Annotated in this window: 27 protein-coding genes; 12 read left to right on the top strand and 15 right to left on the bottom strand. The window is 67.2% G+C overall.

The window, feature by feature from the left end; translation table 11 throughout:
* Nucleotides 1-26: 26 nt before the first annotated feature.
* Together SFB74_RS08295 and SFB74_RS08290 are read left to right on the top strand one after the other, a co-directional pair.
* Nucleotides 27-365: a DUF1161 domain-containing protein gene (locus SFB74_RS08295; RefSeq protein ID WP_432730310.1), complete on the top strand. Its 339-nt coding sequence runs from the start codon at nucleotides 27-29 to the stop codon at nucleotides 363-365.
* 80 nt (nucleotides 366-445) lie between these two features.
* A complete protein-coding gene (locus tag SFB74_RS08290; RefSeq protein ID WP_432730309.1) occupies nucleotides 446-703 on the top strand; it encodes a hypothetical protein in 258 nt (85 codons plus the stop codon).
* A gap of 28 nt (nucleotides 704-731) precedes the next feature.
* On the opposite strand, the gene SFB74_RS08285 is transcribed toward SFB74_RS08290, so the two are convergent.
* Both SFB74_RS08285 and SFB74_RS08280 read right to left on the bottom strand, forming a co-directional pair.
* Nucleotides 732-1613 (bottom strand): lysophospholipase, encoded by an 882-nt coding sequence (locus SFB74_RS08285; RefSeq protein ID WP_432730308.1) that lies wholly within the window; start codon nucleotides 1611-1613, stop codon nucleotides 732-734.
* 58 nt (nucleotides 1614-1671) lie between these two features.
* Nucleotides 1672-2235 carry a nucleoside 2-deoxyribosyltransferase gene (locus SFB74_RS08280; protein WP_432730307.1) on the bottom strand — a complete coding sequence of 188 codons (564 nt, stop codon included), beginning with the start codon at nucleotides 2233-2235 and terminating at the stop codon, nucleotides 1672-1674.
* Nucleotides 2236-2433: 198 nt separating this feature from the next.
* Here SFB74_RS08280 and SFB74_RS08275 point away from each other — a divergent pair, with 198 nt between their 5' ends.
* Together SFB74_RS08275 and SFB74_RS08270 are read left to right on the top strand one after the other, a co-directional pair.
* The gene (locus SFB74_RS08275) at nucleotides 2434-2787 is read left to right on the top strand and encodes an Atu4866 domain-containing protein (protein WP_432730305.1); all 354 of its coding nucleotides are present in this window, start codon (nucleotides 2434-2436) and stop codon (nucleotides 2785-2787) included.
* Nucleotides 2788-2950: 163 nt separating this feature from the next.
* Complete coding sequence (locus tag SFB74_RS08270; RefSeq protein ID WP_432730304.1) at nucleotides 2951-3712, top strand: SDR family oxidoreductase; 762 nt, start codon at nucleotides 2951-2953, stop codon at nucleotides 3710-3712.
* Nucleotides 3713-3734: 22 nt separating this feature from the next.
* On the opposite strand, the gene cynS is transcribed toward SFB74_RS08270, so the two are convergent.
* Entirely contained in the window at nucleotides 3735-4178 is a 444-nt protein-coding gene (gene cynS, locus SFB74_RS08265; protein ID WP_432730302.1) for a cyanase, read from the bottom strand.
* A 69-nt stretch (nucleotides 4179-4247) separates the two neighbouring features.
* A complete protein-coding gene (locus tag SFB74_RS08260) occupies nucleotides 4248-4670 on the bottom strand; it encodes a DUF1348 family protein (RefSeq protein ID WP_432730301.1) in 423 nt (140 codons plus the stop codon).
* Nucleotides 4671-4756: 86 nt separating this feature from the next.
* Between SFB74_RS08260 and SFB74_RS08255 the strand changes: the two genes are divergently transcribed.
* A complete protein-coding gene (locus tag SFB74_RS08255; protein ID WP_432730300.1) occupies nucleotides 4757-5383 on the top strand; it encodes a TetR/AcrR family transcriptional regulator in 627 nt (208 codons plus the stop codon).
* On the opposite strand, the gene SFB74_RS08250 is transcribed toward SFB74_RS08255, so the two are convergent.
* Nucleotides 5361-7022: an L-lactate permease gene (locus SFB74_RS08250; RefSeq protein ID WP_432730299.1), complete on the bottom strand. Its 1662-nt coding sequence runs from the start codon at nucleotides 7020-7022 to the stop codon at nucleotides 5361-5363. The genes SFB74_RS08255 and SFB74_RS08250 overlap by 23 nt on opposite strands.
* 106 nt (nucleotides 7023-7128) lie before the next feature.
* On the opposite strand from SFB74_RS08250, the gene SFB74_RS08245 reads away from it, so the two are divergent.
* The 3 genes from SFB74_RS08245 to SFB74_RS08235 all read left to right on the top strand — a co-directional run bounded on the left by SFB74_RS08245 (nucleotide 7129) and on the right by SFB74_RS08235 (nucleotide 10786).
* The gene (locus tag SFB74_RS08245) at nucleotides 7129-8022 is read left to right on the top strand and encodes a LysR substrate-binding domain-containing protein (protein ID WP_432730298.1); all 894 of its coding nucleotides are present in this window, start codon (nucleotides 7129-7131) and stop codon (nucleotides 8020-8022) included.
* A 141-nt stretch (nucleotides 8023-8163) separates the two neighbouring features.
* Complete coding sequence (locus SFB74_RS08240) at nucleotides 8164-9321, top strand: alpha-hydroxy acid oxidase (RefSeq protein ID WP_432730297.1); 1158 nt, start codon at nucleotides 8164-8166, stop codon at nucleotides 9319-9321.
* Between the two features lie 130 nt (nucleotides 9322-9451).
* A complete protein-coding gene (locus tag SFB74_RS08235) occupies nucleotides 9452-10786 on the top strand; it encodes an MFS family transporter (RefSeq protein ID WP_432730296.1) in 1335 nt (444 codons plus the stop codon).
* A gap of 28 nt (nucleotides 10787-10814) precedes the next feature.
* Here the strand turns inward: SFB74_RS08235 and SFB74_RS08230 are convergent, their stop codons facing one another.
* From SFB74_RS08230 to SFB74_RS08195, 8 genes are all read right to left on the bottom strand, one after another.
* Nucleotides 10815-11258 (bottom strand): helix-turn-helix domain-containing protein, encoded by a 444-nt coding sequence (locus tag SFB74_RS08230; RefSeq protein ID WP_432730295.1) that lies wholly within the window; start codon nucleotides 11256-11258, stop codon nucleotides 10815-10817.
* A 72-nt stretch (nucleotides 11259-11330) separates the two neighbouring features.
* The gene (locus SFB74_RS08225; RefSeq protein WP_432730294.1) at nucleotides 11331-11660 is read right to left on the bottom strand and encodes an L-rhamnose mutarotase; all 330 of its coding nucleotides are present in this window, start codon (nucleotides 11658-11660) and stop codon (nucleotides 11331-11333) included.
* 29 nt (nucleotides 11661-11689) lie between these two features.
* Entirely contained in the window at nucleotides 11690-12466 is a 777-nt protein-coding gene (locus SFB74_RS08220) for an SDR family oxidoreductase (protein ID WP_432730293.1), read from the bottom strand.
* Between the two features lie 26 nt (nucleotides 12467-12492).
* Nucleotides 12493-13770: an L-fuconate dehydratase gene (locus SFB74_RS08215; RefSeq protein WP_432730292.1), complete on the bottom strand. Its 1278-nt coding sequence runs from the start codon at nucleotides 13768-13770 to the stop codon at nucleotides 12493-12495.
* Between the two features lie 17 nt (nucleotides 13771-13787).
* Nucleotides 13788-14744: an ABC transporter substrate-binding protein gene (locus SFB74_RS08210; protein ID WP_432730291.1), complete on the bottom strand. Its 957-nt coding sequence runs from the start codon at nucleotides 14742-14744 to the stop codon at nucleotides 13788-13790.
* Between the two features lie 52 nt (nucleotides 14745-14796).
* Nucleotides 14797-15834: an ABC transporter permease gene (locus tag SFB74_RS08205; protein WP_432730290.1), complete on the bottom strand. Its 1038-nt coding sequence runs from the start codon at nucleotides 15832-15834 to the stop codon at nucleotides 14797-14799.
* A 19-nt stretch (nucleotides 15835-15853) separates the two neighbouring features.
* A complete protein-coding gene (locus SFB74_RS08200; protein ID WP_432730289.1) occupies nucleotides 15854-17371 on the bottom strand; it encodes a sugar ABC transporter ATP-binding protein in 1518 nt (505 codons plus the stop codon).
* Nucleotides 17368-18255: an amidohydrolase family protein gene (locus SFB74_RS08195; RefSeq protein ID WP_432730288.1), complete on the bottom strand. Its 888-nt coding sequence runs from the start codon at nucleotides 18253-18255 to the stop codon at nucleotides 17368-17370. Before SFB74_RS08195 ends, SFB74_RS08200 begins: the two co-directional genes overlap by 4 nt.
* Nucleotides 18256-18417: 162 nt before the next feature.
* Between SFB74_RS08195 and SFB74_RS08190 the strand changes: the two genes are divergently transcribed.
* Entirely contained in the window at nucleotides 18418-19233 is an 816-nt protein-coding gene (locus SFB74_RS08190) for an IclR family transcriptional regulator (protein ID WP_432730287.1), read from the top strand.
* Here SFB74_RS08190 and SFB74_RS08185 read toward each other — a convergent pair.
* Complete coding sequence (locus tag SFB74_RS08185; RefSeq protein ID WP_432730286.1) at nucleotides 19230-19667, bottom strand: helix-turn-helix domain-containing protein; 438 nt, start codon at nucleotides 19665-19667, stop codon at nucleotides 19230-19232. The two genes, SFB74_RS08190 and SFB74_RS08185, sit on opposite strands and share 4 nt — an antisense overlap.
* Before the next feature lie 96 nt (nucleotides 19668-19763).
* Here SFB74_RS08185 and SFB74_RS08180 point away from each other — a divergent pair, with 96 nt between their 5' ends.
* Together SFB74_RS08180 and SFB74_RS08175 are read left to right on the top strand one after the other, a co-directional pair.
* A complete protein-coding gene (locus SFB74_RS08180; protein WP_432730285.1) occupies nucleotides 19764-20687 on the top strand; it encodes a class I SAM-dependent methyltransferase in 924 nt (307 codons plus the stop codon).
* Nucleotides 20680-21168: a DUF2938 domain-containing protein gene (locus tag SFB74_RS08175; protein ID WP_432730284.1), complete on the top strand. Its 489-nt coding sequence runs from the start codon at nucleotides 20680-20682 to the stop codon at nucleotides 21166-21168. Before SFB74_RS08180 ends, SFB74_RS08175 begins: the two co-directional genes overlap by 8 nt.
* A 3-nt stretch (nucleotides 21169-21171) precedes the next feature.
* Here SFB74_RS08175 and SFB74_RS08170 read toward each other — a convergent pair whose 3' ends face one another.
* Nucleotides 21172-22167, bottom strand: a complete 996-nt coding sequence (locus tag SFB74_RS08170; RefSeq protein WP_432730283.1) for an SLAC1 anion channel family protein — start codon at nucleotides 22165-22167, stop codon at nucleotides 21172-21174.
* 109 nt (nucleotides 22168-22276) lie between these two features.
* Between SFB74_RS08170 and SFB74_RS08165 the strand changes: the two genes are divergently transcribed.
* Nucleotides 22277-23230, top strand: coding sequence for a GlxA family transcriptional regulator (locus tag SFB74_RS08165; RefSeq protein ID WP_432730281.1), 954 nt, complete (start codon nucleotides 22277-22279; stop codon nucleotides 23228-23230).
* Nucleotides 23231-23235: the final 5 nt, after the last annotated feature.

Genomic DNA, 23235 nt, shown 5'->3' with positions numbered 1-23235 from the left:
TTGACATCGTGCGGGTGGCAGCCGTCATGAAGCCCTCCTGGCTCGCGATGCTCCCCGCCGTGCTGGCCCTGGCCGGCGCGGCGGGCGCTGCGCATGCCGCCGAGGACTGCGAGGCCCTGCGCACCCGCATCGAATCGAAGATCGCCGCGAGCGGCGTGGCGCGCTTCACCGTCACCGTCATCGATGCCAACGCGTCGGCGAACGGGCAGGTGGTGGGCAGCTGCGAGCTCGGCACGAAGAAAGTCGTTTATCTGAAGGACGCGGGCGCCGCAACGGCCCCCGCTGCCGCTCCTGCCCCCGGCGAGCCGATGCTCACCGAGTGCAAGGACGGCACCACGTCATACGGCGGCGACTGCAGGAAGTAGTCAGCCGTCCGCCGGCGCCAACCGATTCTTGGCGCATCGTCCGACGCACCCTCGCGCGGAATGCTCTTAGCGTCCGCCGCATGGACGAAGACCTTGAAACCCTGTCGCGCGATCAGCTGATCACGGAAGCGAAGAAGCTGCGCACGGCCATTCGCGAGCACCGGGACTCGAGCGGCCACGAGCTGTGCTGGCACCACCCTGCCCTCTGGGCCCTGCTGCCCGAGAAGGTCGAACCGGCCATCGCCGTTCCGGCCTGGCCGCAGTTCATGCGCGGCTGCATCAGGTACCGGCAGTCGCTCGACGAGCAAGCGCCGGATGCGGAGAGAACGAAGCGCTAGTTCGGCGAGTAGGTGAATCGGCCGGCGGCTAGTTGTTGCCGCCTACCACCCGCGCGATCCACGCCAGCAGCACCGCCTCGACCTCGTCGCGGTTGAGTTCATTCAGCGTCTCGTGACGCGCGCCGCCGAACACGTGGCACGACACGTCGCGCAGCCCCGCCTCGCGGTAGCGCTGCACCAGCGGATAGAACCACTCGGCCTTGTTGCTCACCGGGTCCTCGTCGCCGATGAACAGATAGAGAGGCAGTTCGGGCCGGATGCTCTTGCGCATCGCATCGGGCGTGAGGTCGGCCAGCTTCGCGAACATCGAACCCAGCCCCTCGGCCGAGACAGTGAACCCGCACAGCGGATCGGCGATGTACGCATCGACCTGCGCCGGGTCGCGGCTGAGCCAGTCGAAGGGCGTGCGCACGTCGGGCAGCGCGGCGTTCATGTCTTCCAGCTTGAAGCCCGACTGCAGCGCGGCGCCCAGCAGATCGAGCGCCGAGGTGCCCGAGAGCACCGCCCCCGCCAGCAGCGCACTGTGCTCGACCAGGTAGTACTGCGTGGCGAACGAGCCCATGCTGTGGCCCAGGAGGATCAGCGGAAGGCCCGGATGCACGCCGCGCACGTGGTGGCTCAGCAGCGCCATGTCGTCCACCAGCCCGGAGAACGCGCGCGGGCCGAACTCGCCCAGTTCTCCGCGCGCCTCGGCACCCTTGCCATGGCCGCGATGCTCGTTCGCATAGACCGCGTAGCCCGCCTGCACCAGCGATTCGGCCAGGTGCCTGTAGCGCAGCGAATGCTCGCCCATGCCGTGCGCCAGCTGGATGACGGCGCGCGGCTTCGTCACCGTGCCCAGCCAGCGATGGACCTCCACCGTGACGCCGTCGTTGGCGGTCAGTTCGAAGTGGGTCTCGGTGGTCGGCATGCGGTGCTCCATTCAGTAGGGGGAGCACCATCCTAGGGGTTGGCTACCGGCGCTTCGATCAGGGGTTTCCAGCTTTTGTCGCGTGGCGGACAGCCAGCACCTCCGCCATCTTCTTCAACGCCGCTTCCGGCGTAAGCTCGATGGAGATCGAGCAGGCCAGCATCAGGTTCAACTGCTGGCCGAAGTCCTCGACGGCGATGCCGGTGCCGCGCTCGCGCAGCACGCCGTTCGCATCGACTTCGCACGGCAGCGCGGCACGCACGCGTCCGGCGTAGCTGCCTTCGGGCACGCCATAGGCCACGACCGGAATGCCCAGCGCGATCGCCGCGCCGACCTCGAACACCGTGCCGGAGTCGGGCTCCATTCCCCTGAAGCTGGCGAGATTGGCGACGACGCCGTCCGCGCCGCGAAGGCGCTGCATGTTGGCTTCGTAGATCTGTTTCTCCGGCGCCTCGGAGCTCAGCTCTTCGTTGCCATCGGCCGGCAGCAGGGCCGCGAGGCCGGCGACATCGCAGGCGGCCGTCAGCCTGACGAAGTGCTCCCTTGCATCGGGGCGAAAGACGTCCGGGCCCGCGAGGTAGATGCGCGGGCGGACCGTGTTCCCGGGAGGCTTGTTGTCCATCGACGGAGCATCGGCGATTTCCGGCTCCTGCTCAATCCTTGCGACATGGTGCAAAGCGACTTACCGATGGATGCATCGGCCCATGGCTCCAACAGCCACAGCTTCGGGGAATCAGGCAAGAAACTCGCATGAAGCGACTAACGCTGCGGCCGTGCCTTTTTCAAGAATGAACGCTCCATTCACGAACCAAGGCGCACCATGAACACCGCAAGTCGCACCGGCGCACTCACCGCGCTCTCGCTGTCTCTCGCCATGGCATCGGGCCCATCTCAGGCCCAGCCGCAGCGCCCAAGGCTGCTCGAAGACCCGAACCGCTTCGTGGGCATGTGGGTGACACAAGACGGTCACATCCGCCACGAACTGCTGCCTAATGGCCGCTACGACGAAGCGCGCGGCACGCGCCTCAGCGCCTATCAGGGGCGCTACATGCTCAGCGGCAACCACATCGACTACGTCGACGACACCGGCTTCACGGCCGACGGCGAATTCCGCGACGGCGTGCTGTATCACGCGGGCATGGTGCTCTACCGCGAAAGCACTACGCAACGCTGAGCGCCGGATGCGGCCGGCCGCGTGTTTTGCAGGATCAGGCAAAAACCGCGTTCGATTCGTCTACCGCTTCGGGCTTGCGAAAAAGCACACTTCTCTGCATGCCCGGCCCACGCTCATTTCAGTGTGCGCCCCACGGCAGCCAGACCAGCACGAGGAGTTCTCCATGACCACAATCCAGGAAAAAGTCGTACTCATCACCGGCGCGAGCAGCGGCATCGGCGAAGCGACCGCCAGGCTGCTTGCGCGGCGCGGCGCCAAGGTGGTGCTCGGGGCGCGCCGCACCGACAGGCTCGCGGCGCTCGTGGCCGAAATCACGGCCACGGGCGGCACGGCGAGCTTCCAGCGGCTCGACGTGACGCACCGGCCCGACGTGGAAGCCTTTGCCGAATTCGCGCTGGAGACGCACGAGCAGATCGACGTGCTCGTCAACGCCGCGGGCGTGATGCCGATGTCGCCGCTGTGGAACCGCAAGATCGAGGAGTGGGAACTCACGATCGACGTGAACCTGCGCGGCGTGCTGCTCGGCATCGCGGCGGTGCTGCCGACGATGCAGGAACAGGGCTGGGGCCACATCGTGAACGTGGCGCCGGTGGCGATGCACGGCCTGTCGCCAGGCTCGGCGGTGTATCACGGCACGCAGTACGCGGTGAACGCGATCTCCGAAGGCCTGCGGCAGGAACATGCCGGCCGGCTGCACGTGACGGTGGTGAGCCCCGACGTGCACGGCCCCATCGATCCGCTGGCCGAGCGCATCGCGGCCAGCTACGCGCGTGAACGCATGCGCACCAACCGGCGCATCGCGGTGCCGGTGGATGCGGTGGCGCGCTCGATCGCGGGGGCCATCGAGGGCTACGGCATCACGGCCGGTGCGATGCGCCCGCCTGCCAGCAGGCAGCAGAGGCCGCGCCCGGCCGAGTACGCCTAGCCCCGCTGGCAGGCAAGGCCTCTCAGTAGGTCTTGTACGGCAGGAACTTGCCCGACAGCACCACGTTGACACGGTCGCCCTTCGGGTCGGCCTGGCGCTGGATGTCCATGCTGAAGTCGATGGCGCTCATGATGCCGTCGCCGAATTCTTCATGGATCAGCTCCTTGATGGTGGTGCCGTACACGCTCACCACCTCGTACCAGCGGTAGATGAGCGGATCGGTGGGCACCGGCGTGGGCAGCGAGCCCTTGTAGGGCACGACCTGCAGCCACTTCTGCTCCTCGGGCGTGAGGTCGAAGATCTTGGCGACTACTTTCGCCTGCTTCTCGTCCAGCGTCATCTGGCCGAGGCAGGCGGCGGTGGTCCACTCTTTCGAGAGGCCCACCTTCTTGGCCACGTCGGCCCACTGGATGCCCTTGCTGACCTTGGTGGCGATGATCTTCTCGGTAACGTCGTTGCGGTTCATGCGGTCTCCTGTTGAACGCACGATGGCAAGCAACAGGCGTGCCGAGGTCTTGCTCCCAACAAGACGGGGTCAGCGCGCCCAGTGGAACTTGCGGTCCGATTCCTTGATGGGCTGATCGTTGATGCTCGCGAAGCGCCGTTGCATCAGGCCGTTCTCCGCGAACTCCCAGTTCTCGTTGCCGTGGCTGCGATACCAGTGGCCGGAGTCGTCGTGCCATTCGTACTCGAAGCGCACCGCGATGCGGTTGTCCATGAAGGCCCAGAGCTGCTTCTTCAGCCGGTAGTCGAGCTCGCGCGCCCACTTGCGCGACAGGAACTCGACCACCTGCTCGCGACCGTTGACGAACTCGGCGCGGTTGCGCCATTCGGTGTCGGGCGTGTAGGCCAGGCTCACGCGCACGGGGTCGCGCGAGTTCCAGGCGTCTTCGGCGGCCTGCACTTTTTTCGTGGCTGTTTCGAGGGTGAAGGGCGGCAGCGGCGGGCGTGATTCCATGGCGGGTCTTTCGATTGACGTTGAAGGGGAATGCGCCGCAATGTGCCACATGTAGACAGACCTGTCTACATGCCTACAATCTCGCCATGGACATCTCTTCCATCTCCGAACTGCCGGCGCGCGAACGCATCCTGCGCACCGCGCACGACCTCTTCTACGCCGACGGCATACGCGCCACCGGCATCGACCGCGTCATCGCGACGTCGGGCGTCACCAAGGTCACCTTCTATCGGCACTTCCCGTCGAAGGACGACCTGGTGCGTGCCTTTCTCGACCATCGGCACGGCCTGTGGATGGCGTGGTTCGTCGATGCCCTGGGCCGGCTCGGCGCGCAGCAGCGCATCGGCGGCGGCCAGGCGCTCGAGGTGCTGGCCGACGCCATGGCCGAGTGGTTCGCCGACCCGGCCTTCCGCGGCTGCGCCTTCATCAACTCGGTGGTCGAGGTGGGCGGCAGCGTGAACGGCGCGAGCGACATCTCGCGCGAGCACAAGCGCGAGATGGTCGAAGTGATTGCCGGGCTGCTGCCCGAATCGCTTGAAAGCCCGCGCCGCATGGCCATTGCGCAAGCTGCCGCGCTGGGCGTCGACGGCGCCATCGTCAAGGCGCAGATGGGTGGCCCCGCCCTCGCGCGCGAAGCGGTCGACGACCTGCGACGGCTGCTTCAGGCGCTGGCGGCCACGCTGCCCGGCATCACTTCACGACCATCAGCGTGAACGGCCACACATAGGCCTGCAGGGTCACGTACAGGCCCACGAGGCAGGCCAGCGCGATGGAGTGGAAGAACACGTAGCGCAGGATCTCGCCCTCGTGGTTGAACCAGCGCGTGGCGGTGGAAGCCACCACGATCGACTGCGCGTCGATCATCTTGCCCATCACGCCGCCCGAGCTGTTGGCCGCGCCCATCAGGTTCGGGCTCAGGCCGAGCTGGTCGGCCGCCACTTTCTGCATACCGCCGAAGAGCACGTTCGATGCGGTGTCGGAGCCGGTGAGCGCCACGCCCAGCCAGCCCATCAGCGTGCCGAAGAAGGGATACAGCACGCCGGTGTTGGCGAAGGCCAGGCCCAGCGTGGTGTCCAGCCCCGAGTAGCGCGTGAGCGTGCCCAGCGCGAGCATCAGCACGATGGTGAGCAGCGAGAACTTCACCAGCCACAGCGTGCGGCCGTAGGCGGCCACGAGCTGGATCGGGTTGTACTTCATCACCAGACCGCCCACGAGCGCCGACACCAGGATGCCGGTGCCGGTGGCCGAGAGCAGCAGCAACTGGTACACCGCGCCCTCCTTCGTGGGCTTGGGCACCACCGGCGCCACCTTCTCGATCATGTTGTGCAGCCCGTCGATGGGAAAGCTCGGCGCGAAGATGCCGTTGAGCCAGATCTTCACCGAAGGCAGGCCCCAGATGAACACGAACACGGTGAGGATGAGCCACGGCGTCCATGCGCGGATCACGGCGGCGTTCGAATGCTTCGTGGGCGCGACGGCCGCCGCGGCCTCTCCGCCGTCGGCCTCGTGCCCCTTGAGCGACACCGAGGTCCAGACCTTCTTCGGCTTCCACACGCGCAGGAACGCGATCAGGCACGCCATGGACACGATGGCCGCGATGATGTCCACCAGCTCCGGCCCGATGTAGTTCGACACCAGGAACTGCGGAATGGCGAAGGACACGCCCGTCACCAGGATGGCCGGCCACACCTCCATCATTCCCTTGCGCCCCGCGAAGGCCCAGATGAGCCAGAACGGCACCAGCAGAGAGAAGAACGGCAACTGCCGCCCGATCATCGCGGTGACCGCCATCAGGTCGTAGCCATGCACCTTGGCCAGCGTGATGACCGGCGTGCCCAGCGCGCCGAAGGCCACCGGCGCGGTATTCGCGATGAGCGAAAGCCCCGAGGCCGCGAGCGGCGAGAAGCCCAGCCCGATGAGGATGGCCGCCGTAACGGCCACCGGCGTTCCGAAGCCCGCCGCGCCCTCGAAGAAGGCACCGAAGGCGAATGCGATGAGCAGCAGCTGCAGGCGCCTGTCTTCCGTTATGCCGGCAATGGAGTCCTGCAGTATCTGGAAGCTGCCGTTCTGCTGCGTGAGCTGCTGCAGGAAGATGATGTTCAGCACGATCCAGCCGATGGGCAGCAGGCCGGTGATGCCGCCCAGGAAGGCCGCCTTGCCCGCCATGTCGGCCGGCATGCCGAACGCGAACACCGCGATGACCACCGCGCTCAGCAGCCCCAGCCCCGCCGCGTAGTGCGCCTTGACGTGAAGCAACCCGAGGCACACCAGCATCACCACCACCGGTATCGCGGCCAGCGCCGTCGATACGATCATGTTGCCGAAGGGGTTGTAAACCTGTTGCCAGACCATGCGCTCGTCTCCTTGTTGTTGGAAATTCTTCAGAGCCGGTGCCCCGGTCGGGGCTGGACCGGGAGCGTTCGATACCATCCTACCCCGCTACCCCTCCCGACAAAAGATGGTTTCTCCGCGTCTCCCCTCGACACAGGGCCTGCAGGCCTTCGAGGCCGTCGCACGGCTGCGCAGCGTGAACCTCGCCGCAGAAGAGCTCGCGGTGACGCCCAGCGCGGTGAGCCACCGCATCCGCCAGCTCGAGCTGCTCTTGGGGCTCAAGTTCTTCACGGGCAACGACTTCAGCCTCAGCGCCGACGGCATGGCCTACCTGGCGCGCGTGCGCGAGGCCATCGCGGCGCTGCGGCAGGTGCCGGGGCGCGAGCCCGAATCGCAGGTGCGGCGGCTGCGCGTTGCCGTCACGCCGACCTTCTCGCGGCAGATGCTGTTGCCGAGGCTGGCGCGCTTCCGCGACGCGTACCCGAACATCGAGCTGATGCTGCAGGTGACCATGCCGGTGCGCAACACCACGGCGGAAGAAGCCGACATCGAGCTGCGCTTCGGCACCGGCCCGTTCCACGACCGCGAGTTCGTCCAGCTGCTGGCCGACGACGTCTCCCCGGTGTGCAGCCCCGCCTATCTCGAACGCCACGGCCCTTTCGGCAGCTTCGACACCGATGCCGAGGTTTCGCGCGCGCAGCTGCTGCGCACGCCGCTGGAATCGTGGCGCACCTGGTTCAAGGCCTGCGGCGTGGGCCTGCCCGAACCCGCCACCGGCCACCAGTTCAACGACCTCGGGCTGGCGCTCGACGCGGCTGCCGAGGACTTCGGCGTGGTGCTGATGCACCTGCGCCTGGGCAGCGCCTGGCTCGACAACGGCCGGCTGGTGCGGCTGTCCCAGCGCAGCGTGCCCTCGCCCAATGCCTACTTCCTGTGCTGGCGGCCCGGCGCCATGGAGCGCTGGGAATGCGCCACCTTCGTCGAGTGGCTGCGCGAGGCGCTGCGAGAGCGGGCAGCCTGAGCGCGCCTCCCGGGCGGGCGGCGGGCTGAATTCTTTTCAGCAGTGGCCCCGGCTTTTTTCAGATGGCGCACCTGGGCCCCTGCAGATAATGGCCGGTTAGCTTCCGCCGATCCACCACAAGAACCTGCCAGGAGACAGCCCGTGTCCGACCTTTCCAAGATCACCAACATCGACGACCTGCGGGTGATCGCCAAGCGGCGCGTGCCGAAGATGTTCTACGACTACGCCGACTCCGGCGCGTGGACCGAGGGCACCTACCGCGCCAACGAGAGCGACTTCCAGAAGATCAAGCTGCGCCAGCGCGTGGCCGTGAACATGGAGGGCCGCTCGCTGCGCACCACCATGGTCGGCCAGGAAACCGCGATGCCCGTGGCCATCGCGCCCACCGGCCTCACCGGCATGCAGCACGCCGACGGCGAGATCCTCGGCGCGCGCGCGGCCAAGGCCTTCGGCATTCCGTTCACGCTGTCGACCATGAGCATCTGCTCGCTGGAAGACATCGCCGAGAACACCGGCCGCCATCCCTTCTGGTTCCAGCTGTACGTGATGAAGGACCGCGACTTCATCGAGCGCCTGATCGAACGCGCCAAGGCCGCCAACGTGACCGCGCTGCAACTCACGCTGGACCTGCAGATCCTCGGCCAGCGCCACAAGGACATCAAGAACGGCCTCACCGCGCCGCCCAAGCCGACCATCAAGAACCTGATCAACCTGGCCACCAAGCCGCGCTGGTGCATGGGCATGCTGGGCACGAAGCGCCGCACCTTCGGCAACATCGCGGGCCACGCCAAGGGCGTGAAGGACCTGTCGTCGCTGTCGTCGTGGACCGCCGAGCAGTTCGACCCCGCACTGAGCTGGGCCGACGTGGAGTGGATCAAGAAGCTCTGGGGCGGCAAGCTGATCCTCAAGGGCATCATGGACGTGGAAGACGCGCGCCTGGCGGCCTCCAGCGGCGCCGACGCGCTCATCGTGTCGAACCACGGCGGGCGCCAGCTCGACGGCGCGCCCTCTTCCATCGCGGCGCTGCCGGCCATCGTCGACGCGGTGGGCAACGAGATCGAGGTGTGGATGGACGGCGGCATCCGCAGCGGCCAGGACGTGCTCAAGGCCCGCGCGCTGGGCGCACGCGGCACGCTCATCGGCCGCAGCTTCCTCTACGGCCTGGGCGCCTTCGGGCAGGAAGGCGTGACGCGCGCGCTGCAGATCATCCAGAAGGAGCTCGACATCACCATGGCCTTCTGCGGCCGCACGAACATCGACGACGTCGATTCGAGCATCCTGCTGCCAGGCACTTTCTGACCTGCACAGCAACCCCCGGAAGGCCATTCCGGGGGTAGGCCGATGCGGCATCCGCCGACACGCGGCAGCCTCTTGCCGGCGCAGAATGTTTTGGAAACAACAACATCTGCCGCACGGCACAGAAGGCATCATGAGCGCAGTCACGCCTACTCCGGGAGGCCCAGCGGCCTCTGCTTCATCCCTCCCCCACTACACGGCCGAAGAAAAGCGCCACCGCGTCTTCGCGATCATGGCGGCCTCGTCCGGCAATCTGGTCGAGTGGTTCGACTTCTACGTGTACGCCTTCTCGGCGCTGTACTTCGCGCCGGCCTTCTTCCCCAAGTCCGATCCCACCGCGCAGCTGCTGAACACCGCCGGCGTGTTCGCTGCCGGCTTCCTGATGCGGCCCATCGGCGGCTGGCTCTTCGGTCGGCTGGCCGACCGGCTTGGGCGCAAGACCTCGATGCTGATCTCGGTGACGATGATGTGCGGCGGCTCGCTCGTCATCGCCTGCCTGCCGACCTATGCGCAGATCGGCGCATGGGCGCCCTTCCTGCTGCTGGTCTGCCGGCTGTTCCAGGGGCTGTCGGTGGGCGGCGAGTACGGCACCACGGCCACCTACATGAGCGAGGTGGCGCTGCGCGGACAGCGCGGCTTCTTCTCGTCGTTCCAGTACGTCACGCTGATCGGCGGCCAACTGCTTGCAGTGCTGGTCATCGTGGTGCTCGAGCAGTTGCTGACCGAGGCCGAACTCAAGGCGTGGGGCTGGCGCATTCCCTTCGTGATCGGCGCCATCGCGGCGGTGGTCGCGCTGCTGCTGCGCCGCACGCTGCATGAAACGCAGACCGACGAGGCGAAGAAGAACAAGGAGGCCGGCAGCATCGCCGGCCTCTTCAGGCACCACACGCCGGCCTTCCTCACGGTGCTGGGCTACACCGCCGGCGGCTCGCTGATCTTCTACACCTTCACCACCTACATGCAGAAGTACCTGGTGAACACGGTGCACCTGCCGATCAAGACGGCGAGCTACGTGATGACGGGGGCACTGTTCGTCTACATGTGCATGCAGCCGGTGTTCGGCGCGCTCTCCGACCGCATCGGGCGGCGCAACAACATGCTGCTGTTCGGTGGCCTCGGCGCGCTGACGACGGTACCCATATTGACGGCCCTGCAGCACACGACGAGCCCGGTGCTGGCCTTCGTGCTCATCATCGCGGCGCTGGCCATCGTGAGCTTCTACACCTCGATCAGCGGCATCGTGAAGGCGGAGATGTTCCCGCCCGAAGTGCGTGCGCTCGGCGTGGGGCTGGCCTACGCGGTCGCGAACGCGATCTTCGGCGGCTCGGCGGAATACGTGGCGCTGGGGCTCAAGTCACTGGGACACGAGTCGGTCTTCTTCTGGTACGTGAGCGCGATGATGGTCGTCGCCTTCCTCGTGAGCCTGAGGCTGCCGAGGCAGGCGAGCTACCTGCACCACGACCACTGACTGACGCTGGAAGAAAAAACGAGAAGGGCTACGCGCCCTCTCCCAGCCGCTCGGCCACCTGCTGCTTGCCCAGTCCGCGCACGGAGGCCAGGCTCTGGAGCTGAGCGGCCCTGGGGCGCGCCTTGCCTTGTTCCCAGTGATAAATCGTCTGGCCCGATACGCCGACGAGCTTTCCATAGGAAGCGGCGGAAATACCCAGCTTCGCGCGGTGGGTAGCCAACCGCCCGGCGCTGAACCGGCGCTTCGGCCCGTCCTCGCCAGCCTCGTCCGGCTCGCTCGCGCGTGCGCTGCGGCCCGCGCCCTTCGCGACGTTGCGCAGCTCTTTCTCCAGCGACATCACCTGGCGGCGCAATGCCGCGATGGCCGCGCGATGGTGGACGGATGCCTTCTTGAGGTTTTCCATTTCCGCGCGAACTTCCTTGCGGGCCACGCGCGAAATCTCTGATTTAAGAATGGATGCGATATTTGGCATGCCGGCATTTTGCCCAGCAAATGTAAACATGCCGTGGAAATATCGATTTCCGATCAAATTTGAATCTTTTGATTACAAACAAAAGATCCGCGTCATCGGGGTCCACTTCTCCCCTTCCGGCGTCCATGGCGTGGGCGCCTGGAACTTCCACATCAGCTCTTCCCATTGCCTGATCTTCGGGTCGTCGCGCACGGCAAGCGCCATCGCATCGGCGTCGTAGCACGCATCGTCGGTCTCCATCAACATCACCATCCGAGTGCCGAGACGGTGGATTTCCATGGCCGTCACGCCATGCGCCTGGAGATGCGCGCGCACCTCGGGCCAGATATCGCGGTGATAAGCCTCGTATTCGGCGATCAGTGCCGGGTCGTCCTTCAAATCCAGGGCCAGGAAATGGCGCATGCAAAACTCCAGTCGAAGCCGATTGGCGATCAGGTCAGTGCGCGGTCCAGATGCGTGTATCCGCCATCCACGAACACCCATTGACCCGTCGTATGCGAGGCGCGCTCCGACAGCAGGAACACGACGCTGTCGGCGATCTCTTCGGGCGTCGTCATGCGCCGGCCCAGCGGGATCTTGTCGGTGATGTCGGCGAGCTTGCGGTCGGGCTCGTCGAAGGCGGAAATCCAGCGCTGGTACAGCGGCGTCATCACCTCGGCCGGAATCACCGCGTTCACGCGCACGCCGTCTTCCAGCAATGAAGCGGCCCATTCGCGCGTGAGCGAAAGTTGCGCGCCCTTGGCCGCCGTGTAGCCGCTGGTGTTGCCCTGCCCCGTCACAGCAGTCTTCGACGAGATGTTGACGATGGCGCCCTTGCTTGCCTTCAGGTGCGGCAGGCAGTGGTGCGCCATCACGTAGCAGTGGATCAGGTTGCGTTCGAGCGAGGAGACGAAGGCATCGCGCCCCGCCTCGAGCCCCACGCTGTCGTTTACGCCCGCGTTGTTGACCAGCCCGTCGATGCGCCCGAATTCGGCGGCGGTCTGCGCAATCGCCTTGACGCATGCGGCCTCTTCCATCAGTTCGAGCTGGAAGAAGCGCGCGCACGGCTGCAGCCCGCGCAACGCTTCTTCAAAGGACGCATCGAGCGGGTTCTTGCCGAAGATCACCGGCACCGCGCCTTCCTGCGCCAGCGTCATCGAAATGGCCGCGCCGATGCCGCTGCCGCCTCCGGTGACGATCACCACCTTGTCTTTCAGATGCAGGTCCATGGTGTGCGATGCCTTTCCTTGTCCACTTATCCGCGAAAGCGGTACTGCTCCAGCGACTGCGGCTTCATCGTGATCGAGAAGCCCGGCCCCTTCGGCGGCATGTAGGCCGCGTTGCGAACCTCGCAGGGCTCCACGAAATGCTCGTGCAGGTGATCGACATATTCCGCCACACGCCCCTCGCGCGTGCCGGAGATGCACAGGTAGTCGATCATCGACAGGTGCTGCACGTACTCGCACAGCCCCACGCCGCCCGCATGAGGGCACACGGGAAGTTTGTACTTCGCTGCCATCAGCATCACCGCCAGGATCTCGTTCACGCCGCCGAGCCGGCAGGCGTCGATCTGCACCACGTCGATGCCACCGCGCATGATGAACTGCTTGAACATGATGCGGTTCTGGCACATCTCGCCGGTAGCCACCTTCACCGGCGCGACGCCCTCGCGGATCTTGCGGTGGCCTTCCACGTCGTCCGGGCTGGTGGGCTCCTCGATGAACCAGGGCTTGGCAAAGGCAAGCTGCCGTACCCAGTCGATGGCCTGGCCCACCTCCCACACCTGGTTGGCGTCGATCATCAGGTGCCGGTCGGGCCCGAGCACATCGCGCGCCACGGTCAGGCGACGGATGTCGTCCTGCAGGTCGCGCCCCACCTTGAGCTTGATGTGGCTGAAGCCCGCGTCGATCGCCTCCTGCGCGAGGCGCCGCAGCTTGTCGTCGGAGTAGCCGAGCCAGCCGGCCGAGGTGGTGTAGCAGGGGTAGCCCTCGGCCTTCAGCGTGGCGATGCGCTCGTCCTTGCCCCGTGATGCTTCGCGCAACAGCGCCAGCGCCTCGTCGGGCGCGATGCAGTCGGTGATGTAGCGGAAGTCGATGCAGCGCACCAGCTCCTCGGGCGTCATGTCGGCCACGAGCTGCCACACGGGCTTGCCTTCGGACTTGGCCCACAGGTCCCACATCGCGTTGACCACCGCGCCGGTCGCGAGATGGATCGCCCCCTTGTCGGGGCCGATCCAGCGCAGCTGGCTGTCGGAAGTCACATGCCGCCAGAAGCGCCCCATGTCCTCTGTCACCCATGCCAGGTCGAGCCCCACGACCAGGTGGCGCATCGCCTCGATGGCCGCGCAGCAGATCTCGTTGCCGCGGCCGATGGTGAACGTGAGGCCGTGGCCTTCCAGCCCCGGCCGGTCGGTCTCGAGAACGACGTACGCCGCCGAGTAGTCCGGATCGGGGTTCATCGCATCGGAGCCGTCCAGATGCTGCGAGGTGGGAAAGCGCACGTCGAGCACGCGCATGGAGCGGACGATGGTCATGGGTGTTCTTCGCCGTATCAGTCGTACAGCACCGCGGCGATCTTCGGATCGGCGATGTTGGTCTTGTCGTACCAGAAGAATCCGGTGTCGACGATCTTCGGCAGCTTCTCGCCCTTGACGGCCTTCACCGCCATCTCGACGGTCTTGTAGCCCATGCCCACCGGGTTCTGCGTGATGGCACCGGCCATGCTGCCGTCCATGATCGCGTTCTTCTGCTGCTTGCCCGAGTCGTAGCCGATGATCACGACCTTGCCGGTGCGCTTCATCTCCTTCACGCCGTTGACCACGCCGATGGCCGAGCCCTCGTTGGCGCCGAAGATGCCCTTGAGGTTGGGCGAGGCCTGCAATATCGACTTGGTGATCTCGGTCGACTTCAACTGGTCGCCGCCGCCGTACTGCACGCTCACGATCTTGATGTTCGGGTAGGCCGACTTCATGCGATTGACGAAGCCGTCGCGCCGGTCGACGCCGGTGCGGCTGGTCTGGTCGTGCACCACCAGCGCGACCTCGCCGCTCTTGCCGATGAGCTCTGCCATCTTGTCGGCGGCCAGCGCGGCGGCGGCCTTGTTGTCGGTGGTGGTCGTGGTCACCGGGATGTCGCTGTCCACGCCCGAGTCGAAGGCCACCACCGGGATCTTCGCGGCCTGCGCCTTCTTCAGCAGCGGAATCGCGGCCTGGCTGTCGAGCGCGGCGAAACCGATGGCCTGCGGCTTCTTGGCGAGCGCGGCCGAGAGCATGTCGATCTGCTTGTCGACCATGGCCTCGGTCTCGGGGCCCTCGAAGCTGACCTTGACCTTCAGGTCCTTGCCGGCCTGCTCGGCGCCCGATTTCACGGCCTGCCAGAACTGGTGCTGGAAGCCCTTGGACACGAGCGGGATGTAGATCTCCTGCGCCTGCTGCGCCTGCGCGAGGCCTGACAAGCCGATGAGGGCCGCGCCCAGCGTGCACGCGACGACTGCTCTTCTCTGGATCATGCGAAGTCTCCTGTGGTTGTGAGGAACGAACGGGATCGGGAACACAAGAAGTTCAGCGCGCCTTGCTGCCGCTGCGGCGGCGCAGGATGTCGGCGTACACGGCCAGGATGATGATCACGCCCGTGACCACCGTCTGCCATTCCTGCGCGACCGAGAGAATGCGCAGGCCGTTGGTGAGCACGCTCATGATGAAGGCGCCGATGATGGTGCCCACGATGGTGCCGGTGCCGCCGCTGAGCGAGGTGCCGCCGATGACCACAGCCGCGATGGCGTCGAGCTCGTAGCCCTGCCCCAGCGCGGGCTGCGCCGAGTTCAGGCGCGAGGCGATCAGCAGCCCCGCGATGCCGCAGATGCCGCCGCTCACCGTGTAGACCACGATCTTCCAGAAGTCGGTGTTCACGCCCGACAGGCGCACCGCCTCCTCGTTGCTTCCGAGCGCGAAGGTGTAGCGCCCGAGGATGGTCCGGTTGAGCACGATGCTCGCGGCCACCGCCACCAGGAACAGGATGAGCACGGCATTGGGAATGGGCAGCGAGGGCACGATGTCGCCGATCAGCGAGTCCTGCGAGATGGCGGTGAAGCCCGGCGTGTCGTTGAAGTAGATCGGCTTGGTGCCCGAGATCACCAGCGACAGCCCCTTGAGCAGCATCATCATGCCCAGCGTCGCGATGAAGGGCGGGATCTTCAGCTTGGCGATCAGCAGGCCCGAGACGAAGCCACTCAATGCCCCGAAGAAGATCGCCGCGCAGATGCCCAGCCACAGCGGCATGCCCATGTAGGTGAGCACCACGCCCGTCATGACGGCGCAGAAGGTCATCAGCGTGCCCACCGACAGGTCGATGCCCGAGGTGATGATGACGAAGGTGCAGGCGATGGCGAGCACGCCGTTCACCGCGGTCGACTGCAGGATGCCGACGAGGTTGTCGGCCTGCAGGAACTGCGGCGAGGCGAAGCTGAAGAACACCATCAGCGCGACGAGGCTGGCGAAGGCCAGCAGCTTCTGCCGCGTGGCGGGCCGGAAGAGCCTGTCCTTCAGCGTCTTCGGCGAGAAGCCCGGTGCGGTGGCGGTGGTCACGGTCGGGGTCGTCAAGGGGAGTCTCCAGTCGTGGTCAGGGGGCGGTGGCCGCAGCTTCGCGTCGGGTGGCGAGCTGCATGATCTTTTCCTGCGAGGCCTCGCGCGCGGCAAGCTCGCCGGTGATGCGGCCTTCGCACATCACGAGCACGCGGTGGCTCATGCGCAATACCTCGGGCAGCTCCGAGGAAATGATGACGATGGCCTTGCCCTGTGCGGCCAGCTCGTTGAGCAGGCGGTATATCTCGGCCTTGGCGCCCACGTCGATGCCGCGCGTGGGCTCGTCGAAGAAGAGCACGTCGCAGTCGCGCAGCAGCCACTTGGCGATGACGATCTTCTGCTGGTTGCCGCCCGACAGCAGCCGCACCTGCTGGCGCACCGAGGGCGTCTTGATGCCCAGCTGCCGCACATAGCGTTCGCCGGCCGACTCCACGGCCGCCTGGTCGATGAAGAAGCCCATCGACAGGAAGCTCTTCATGCTCGCGAGCGCGATGTTGGTCTCCACGTCCATGCCGGTGGCCAGGCCGAAGTGCTTGCGGTCTTCCGACAGGTAGCCGATGCCGTGGGCCACCGCGTCCTCGGGCGAGCGGATCGACACCTTCTTTCCGTGCACGAAGACCTCGCCCGCATCGATGCGGTCGGCGCCGAACACGGCTCGCGCCAGCTCGGTGCGGCCCGCGCCCATCAGCCCCGCGAAGCCGAGGATCTCGCCGCGGCGCAGCACGAAGCTCGCGTCGCGCACCATCGAGCCCCGGCAGATGCCCCTGGCCTCCAGCACGACCTCGTTGCCGGAGGTGTCGGGCATCTCGTGCTCCGTCTCGGCGAGCTGGCGGCCCACCATCATGGCGATGAGCGTGTCCATCGGCGTGGTCGCCATCGGCACGGTGGCGATGTACTGGCCGTCGCGCATCACGGTCACGCGGTCGGCGATGCGCTTGAGCTCGTCCATCTTGTGCGAGATGTAGACGATGGCCACGCCGCGCGAGCGCAGGCGGGCGATGATGCGGAACAGGTCCGCAACCTCCTCGTTGTTCAGCGCGGCGGTGGGCTCGTCCATGATGAGCACGCGCGAGTCGAACGACAGCGCCTTGGCGATCTCCACCATCTGCTGCCTGGCCACCGTGAGCTCGCCCACCGGCGTGCGCGGGTCCAGCTTCAGGTTCATGCGCTCGAAGATGCGCTGCGCCTCGCAGCACATGGCCTCCTCGTCGATGAAGAGGCCGAAGCGCCCGCGCGGCTCGCGGCCGATGAAAATGTTCTGCGCGGCGCTCAGGTGGTTCATCAGGTTGAGCTCCTGATGGATGATTCCGATGCCCAGCGCCTGCGCGGCCCGCGGGCTCTCGATGTCCACCGGCTGCCCGTCGAGCAGCACCTCGCCGGAGTCCTTGCGGTAGACGCCCGCCAGCACCTTCATCAGCGTGGACTTGCCCGCGCCGTTCTCGCCCATGAGCGCGTGCACCTCGCCTGGGAGCAGCTCGAACTGCGCCCTGTCGAGCGCACGCACGCCGGCGAAGGACTTGCTCAGGTCGCGGATGGTGACGATGGGTTGCGTCATGAGACTTCCCGATGCGGCTCCAGGCCGTAGAAGCGCCGGGCGGTGCCGTGCCACACGTCGGCCTGCTCGTGCGGGGAAAGACTGCCGATGCAGGCCTCGCTCACGGCGATCCAGCCCGGGTAGTCGCCGGCCAGCGTGAGCACCGGCCAGTCGCTGCCCCACATCAGCCGCGCGGGGCCGAACACTTCGAGCAGGTGCTCCCACACGGGGCGCACCGCGTGGGTGAGGACATCCGCGTCGCGCTGCATCGAGGACGGCGCCTCGGTCCACAGCCCCGAGAACTTGCAGCACACCTGCGGCAGTGCCGCCACGGCCGCGATGCCCTCGCGCCAGCGGGCGAACTCGTCGCTGCCGGGCTCGCCCACGGGCGGCTTGGCGCCGTGGTCGATCACCACCGGCAACTGCGGCCACTGCTTCAGGAACTGCAGCAGCGGCGCAAGGTGCCGCGGCTTCACCAGCGCGTCGAAGCGCAGGCCCAGCTTCTGCAGGGCGCGCAGCGCATCGGGGCGCGGGCGTCGCGCGATCCAGTCGTCGTCGGGCAGGTCCTGCAGCATCGGCCGCACGCCCTTGAATTTCGGATGCCGCGCCATCCGCTCCAGCGACGCGGCGGCGCCCGGCCGGCTCAGGTCGACCCAGCCGACCACGCCGCCGATCTCGGCATGGGCATCGGCGAGGCCGAGCATGAAGTCGGTCTCGGCCCTGGACTCGGCTGCCTGCACCAGCACGGTCCGGCCAACGCCGTGGGCACGCAGCAGCGGCTGCAGGTCTTCGGGCATGAAGTCGCGCAAAAGAGGCGCCAGCGCGGGCTCGTCGGCGCGCAACCACGTGTAGTCGCCGCGCGCGGGCTGCCAGAAGTGCTGATGCGAGTCGATGCGCTGGATCATTTCGGGTCGCGGGCAGTTGGGGAACCGCCGAACGCCTTGCCTCTCTAGTCCATTCGTGAACAGAGTATTTACATACGAACTTTCAGCGTCAAGCTCGCTTCATGGGTGCTTTCCCGTAAAACGAAACTTGCAAACCGCAGGTCTTGCTGTTGAAATTCATTGGTGAACAAATCGATTCAACCCGACATCCTCGGCAAACCCGCCGAAGACCAGGAGCCTCAGGATCGCTACCGCGCGCCCGCGCTGGACAAGGGCCTGGACATCCTCGAACTGCTCGCCGACCAGCCCGAGGGCCTGACGCGCGGCGAGATCGTGAAGGCGCTCGACCGCGGCCCGAGCGAGATCTACCGCATGCTCGAAAGGCTGGTTGCCCGCCAGTACGTGCTGCGCTCGCTGGCCGGCGACCGCTACAGCCTGAGCCTGAAGATGTTCGACCTGGCGCACCGCTATCCGCCGAACCACCGGCTGGTGACGCAGGCGCTGCCGGTGATGGACCGCTACGTGAAGGAAGCCGAGCAGTCTTGCCACCTCGGCGTGTACGACCGGGGCAACGTGCAGATCGTCGCGCAGGTCAGCAGCCCCGCCACCTGCGGCATGACGGTGCGGCCCGGCACGCGCGTGAACCTGCTCGACACCGGCTCGGGCCAGGTGCTGCTGGCCTGCGAATCGGACGAGCGGCGCCGGCAGATGCTGGCCGAGCACGTCGCGCTCGACGGCGAGGTGCAGATCCCGCCCGACGAGCTGGAGCACATGCTCGAAGCCGTGCGTGCCACCGGCTACCGGCAGCGCGAGAGCATGCAGTACTTCGGCGTGATCGACATCTCCTGCCCCATCCTCGGCCCGCACGGGCATGCGCTGGCGGTGCTCACCACGCCGTACATCCGGCGCATCGACCGGCACGCGATCCCGTCGCTGGACCGTGCGCGCGAGCTCATGCTGCAGGCCGCGCGCGATCTCTCGCTGCTTGCGAACGCCTAGCCCCCGGGCGGCGTCGGGACCTTCTTCTTTTTCTCCTTCCGCCCGCCGATGGCACCCGATGCCGCGGCGCCAAGAATGCGGCGGAATGTCGGGCACTCCATGTGGCTGGGCGCGCGGCAGACGGCCGCATGGCGCAGGCCGTCGCGCATCGCGCTGAGGTTGCGGATCGTGCGGTCGAGCTCGTCCGCCTTGGCGCTGAGCATCAGCCGGTCGATGCGCGGCTGGCCGTTGGGGCCGAACATGCGCGCGATCTCGTCGAGCGAGAAGCCCGCGGCGCGGCCCAGCGCGATCAGCGCCAGCCGCTCCAGCACGCCGTCGTCGAACGTGCGTCGCAGGCCCTGCCGCCCGGTGGAGGCGATCAGCCCCTTCTCGTCGTAATAGCGCAGCGTGGACGCGGGCAGGCCGGAGCGTCTTGCCACTTCGGCGATATCCATGTGCTTCCTCCTCTTGACCTCAAGCCGGCTTGAATTTGCATAGTGCGGCTTCCGCCTCGTGAAGGCAAGCAAGAGGAAACGATCATGGAGAAAACCATGCGACCAACCATGCGACCGACCATGCACATGGCCGGCGCCGAACAGGCCAGGCTCTGGAACGGCCCGGCCGGCAACGCCTGGGTCGACGCCCAGCAGACGCTCGACCAGCTGTTCCGCCCCCTGGAAAAACTGCTCGTGGAAACGGCAACACAAGCTCCCGCGGGCCGCGTGCTCGATGTCGGCTGCGGCACCGGCGGCACCACGCTGGCCCTCGCGCGGGCCATGACGCAAGCCATGGCGCAGACACCGGGCACCGGCGCGGAGTGCACCGGCATCGACATCTCGCAGCCGATGATCGCCGCCGCCCGAAGCCGCGCCGAACGCGAAGGCATCCCCGCCCGCTTCGTCTGCGCCGACGCGCAGGCGCATGCCTTCGAGCCCGCGAGCTTCGACGGCATCGTCTCGCGCCTGGGCGTGATGTTCTTCGACGACCCCGTGCGGGCCTTCGCCAACCTGCTCCATGCGGCCAAGGGCGATGCCGGGCTGAGCTTCATCGCATGGCGCGGCGCGGCCGAGAACCCGTTCATGACCACCGCCGAGCGCGCAGCGGCGCCGCTGCTGCCGCACCTTCCGCCCCGTGTTCCAGGCGCGCCGGGCCAGTTCGCCTTCGCGGACCGTCAGCGGGTGCGCGCCATCCTCGAGGAAAGCGGCTGGGCCGACATCGACATCCAGCCCGTCGACCTGCCCTGCACGCTGCCCGAGAAGGATCTCGTCGGCTACCTGAGCCGGCTCGGACCCGTCGGCATCGCACTCCTGCAAACGGACGAGGAGACGCGCGCACGCGTCATCGACACCGTGCGCGCCGCCTTCGAGCCCTATGTGCATGGCGACGAAGTCCGCCTGACCGCGGCCTGCTGGATGGCCGCTGCGCGCGCACCAAACAAGGGGGAGAAGGGGAAGAAGGGGCGCGCCGATGCATGACCCGGCGAAGCTGCTGGCCGATGTGCTGCTGGTCGGCACGGGCGCCACAGCGCTCATGGACCTCTGGGCCATTGCCCGCAAGCGCCTCTTCGGCGTTCCATCGCTCGACTACGCGCTGGTGGGCCGCTGGCTCGCCTGGCTGCCGCGCGGGCGCTTCTTCCACACCCCGATCGGCGCCACGCCACCCGTTCGTGGAGAGCGGCTGCTCGGGTGGGCGGCGCACTACGCGATCGGCATCGCGTTCGCGGCCGTGCTGCTGGCCGTGTGGGGCCCTGGCTGGTTGCGTTCTCCGACGCTGGCCCCCGCAATGATCGTCGGCATCGGCAGCGTGGCCGCGCCCTTCCTTGTGATGCAGCCGGCCATGGGCGCCGGCATCGCCGCCAGCCGCACGCCGCGGCCGGCCGTCGCGCGGCTGCACAGCCTGGTCACGCATGCGGTCTTCGGGCTGGGGCTCTACGCGGCCGGCCGGGCACTGGCCTGAGGCTCAGGCGAACAGCTTTCCGTTGAGCGCGATCCGCACGGTCTTCACCGTGAGAACCGCCAGCGCCAGGTTCAGCGCGACCAGCAGCACCACGGCGATCACCCACAGCGGCTCGCTCGCGCGCGAGCCGGCGTACTTCAGCGCGGCGTTGGCGAGCGCGGCCATCGGGAAGCCGATCGCCCACCAGCTCGGCGCGAAGCTGGCGCCCGGGCGGAACACCTTCGGCGCGACCACGGCGAACATGAAGAGGCCGAAGTAGAAGAGCAGCGAGGCGAAGCGGTCGACCTCTCCGACGATGTTGGTGTAGGCCAGAAAGCCCACCGCGAAGGGCGCCACCAGGATCATCAGCGACGGCTCCATGGCAGGAGCGAGCGGGTCGCGATGCACCAGCCGGCCGATGATCATCGTGAAGAGCACGAGCGCCAGCACCACGCCGATGGCGCTCGCGGCCAGGTTGACCTCGCCGGCCCATGCCATCGGCATGTGCGCGCCGGTCACGGGAATGTCGAGCGTGGCCACGCCCGGGATGATCCAGGCCGGCACGGCGAGCGAGGCGTCCACCTGTCCCTTCAGCAGCCTCGACAGGCCGATGAAGCTTAGCGCGAAGGTCGCGAGCAGCCCCACGGTCCACGCCAGGTGCGCAAGAGGCGCGCTGTACGGCGCAATGACGGCCGACAGCAGCAGGATGGAGATCGCGATGGTGCCGAAGAAGTTGCCCGCCACCGGGTGACGGAACTCCGCCTGCACCGCCTGCGGGTGCCTCACGAGCTTCGTCGCGTAGCCGAATGCGATCAGCACGAAGACACCCAGCGCGAATGCCCCGACGGCCTCGCCGACGATGGCCGGCGCGCCCAGGCTCTCGTGCGCGAGCCGCCATGCGAGGGCCAGTCCGGAAAGGCCCATCACGGAGGCGAAGAGGTTGACCGGGAGGTTGCGCACGGAGGCTGCCGCGACGGAAGGAATCACCGATGAAGAAGGGTTCAGAGCCTGGTCTTGCATGATTGTTGTCCTTGGCTGGATTTGCATTAGTGTGTATTTTCCGCCAGACTCCCGAAGCCATTTCCGCCAACTCACGGCGTTTTCAGCCAATCCCCGGACCTTGTCTGCCATGCGCATCGCCATCCTCGCCTTTCCCCGTTTCCAGCTGCTCGACGTGGCCGGCCCCGCCGACGTCTTCGCCGAGGCTTCGCAGCAGCTCGGCGACCGGCGCGCCTATCACGTGCAGGTGATCGGCACCGGGGAAGGCATGCTCAAGAGCAGCGGCGGGCTGCGCCTGGGCATCGATTCGACGGTGGCCAAGCATCGCGGCGCCATCGACACGCTGCTCGTCGCGGGCAGCCCGCGCGTCGAGGACATGGCGGCCGACACGCAGCTGCAGGACTGGCTCAGGCGACAGGCCCGCACCGTGCGGCGCTACGGCTCGGTGTGCAGCGGCGCCTTCGTGCTGGCCGCCTCCGGGCTGCTCGACGGCAAGCGCGTGGCGACCCACTGGAAGCTCGCCGGCCAGCTCGCCTCGGACTATCCGCTGGCGAGCGTCGAGTCGGACGCGATCTACGTGAGGGACGGCCAGCTCTTCACCTCGGCCGGCGTCACCGCCGGCATGGACCTCGCGCTGGCGATGGTGGAGGAAGACCATGGCCGCGACCTCGCCCTGAGCGTGGCGCGCCAGCTCGTGATGTTCCTCAAGCGCCCCGGCGGCCAGAGCCAGTTCAGCGCCCACCTGGCGGCGCAGACCTCGGAGCGCTCCGGCATGCGCGAGGTGCAGGACCACGTGCTCGCGAACCTGAAGGGCGACCTCTCGGTGCCGGCCCTCGCCCAGCTTGCCGGCATGAGCGAGCGCAACTTCGCGCGCATCTTCCGCAGCGAAACCGGCACCACGCCGGCGGAGTTTGTCGAGAATGCGAGGATCGACGCCGCCCGCCGCCTGGCCGAGGAATCCGACCTGCCGGCCAAGCGCCTGGCCGACGCGGTGGGCTATGCGAACGTGGACGGCTTCAGGCGCGCCTTCGGCCGCCGCCTGGGCGTGAGCCTCGTGGAATACCGCAGGCGCTTCGCCAGCTGAAGGCC

This window comes from Variovorax xiamenensis (genome assembly GCF_050916385.1).
In the GTDB taxonomy this organism is placed as follows: Bacteria; Pseudomonadota; Gammaproteobacteria; order Burkholderiales; family Burkholderiaceae_C; genus Variovorax.
This window is presented reverse-complemented; position numbering and strand designations above follow the sequence as displayed.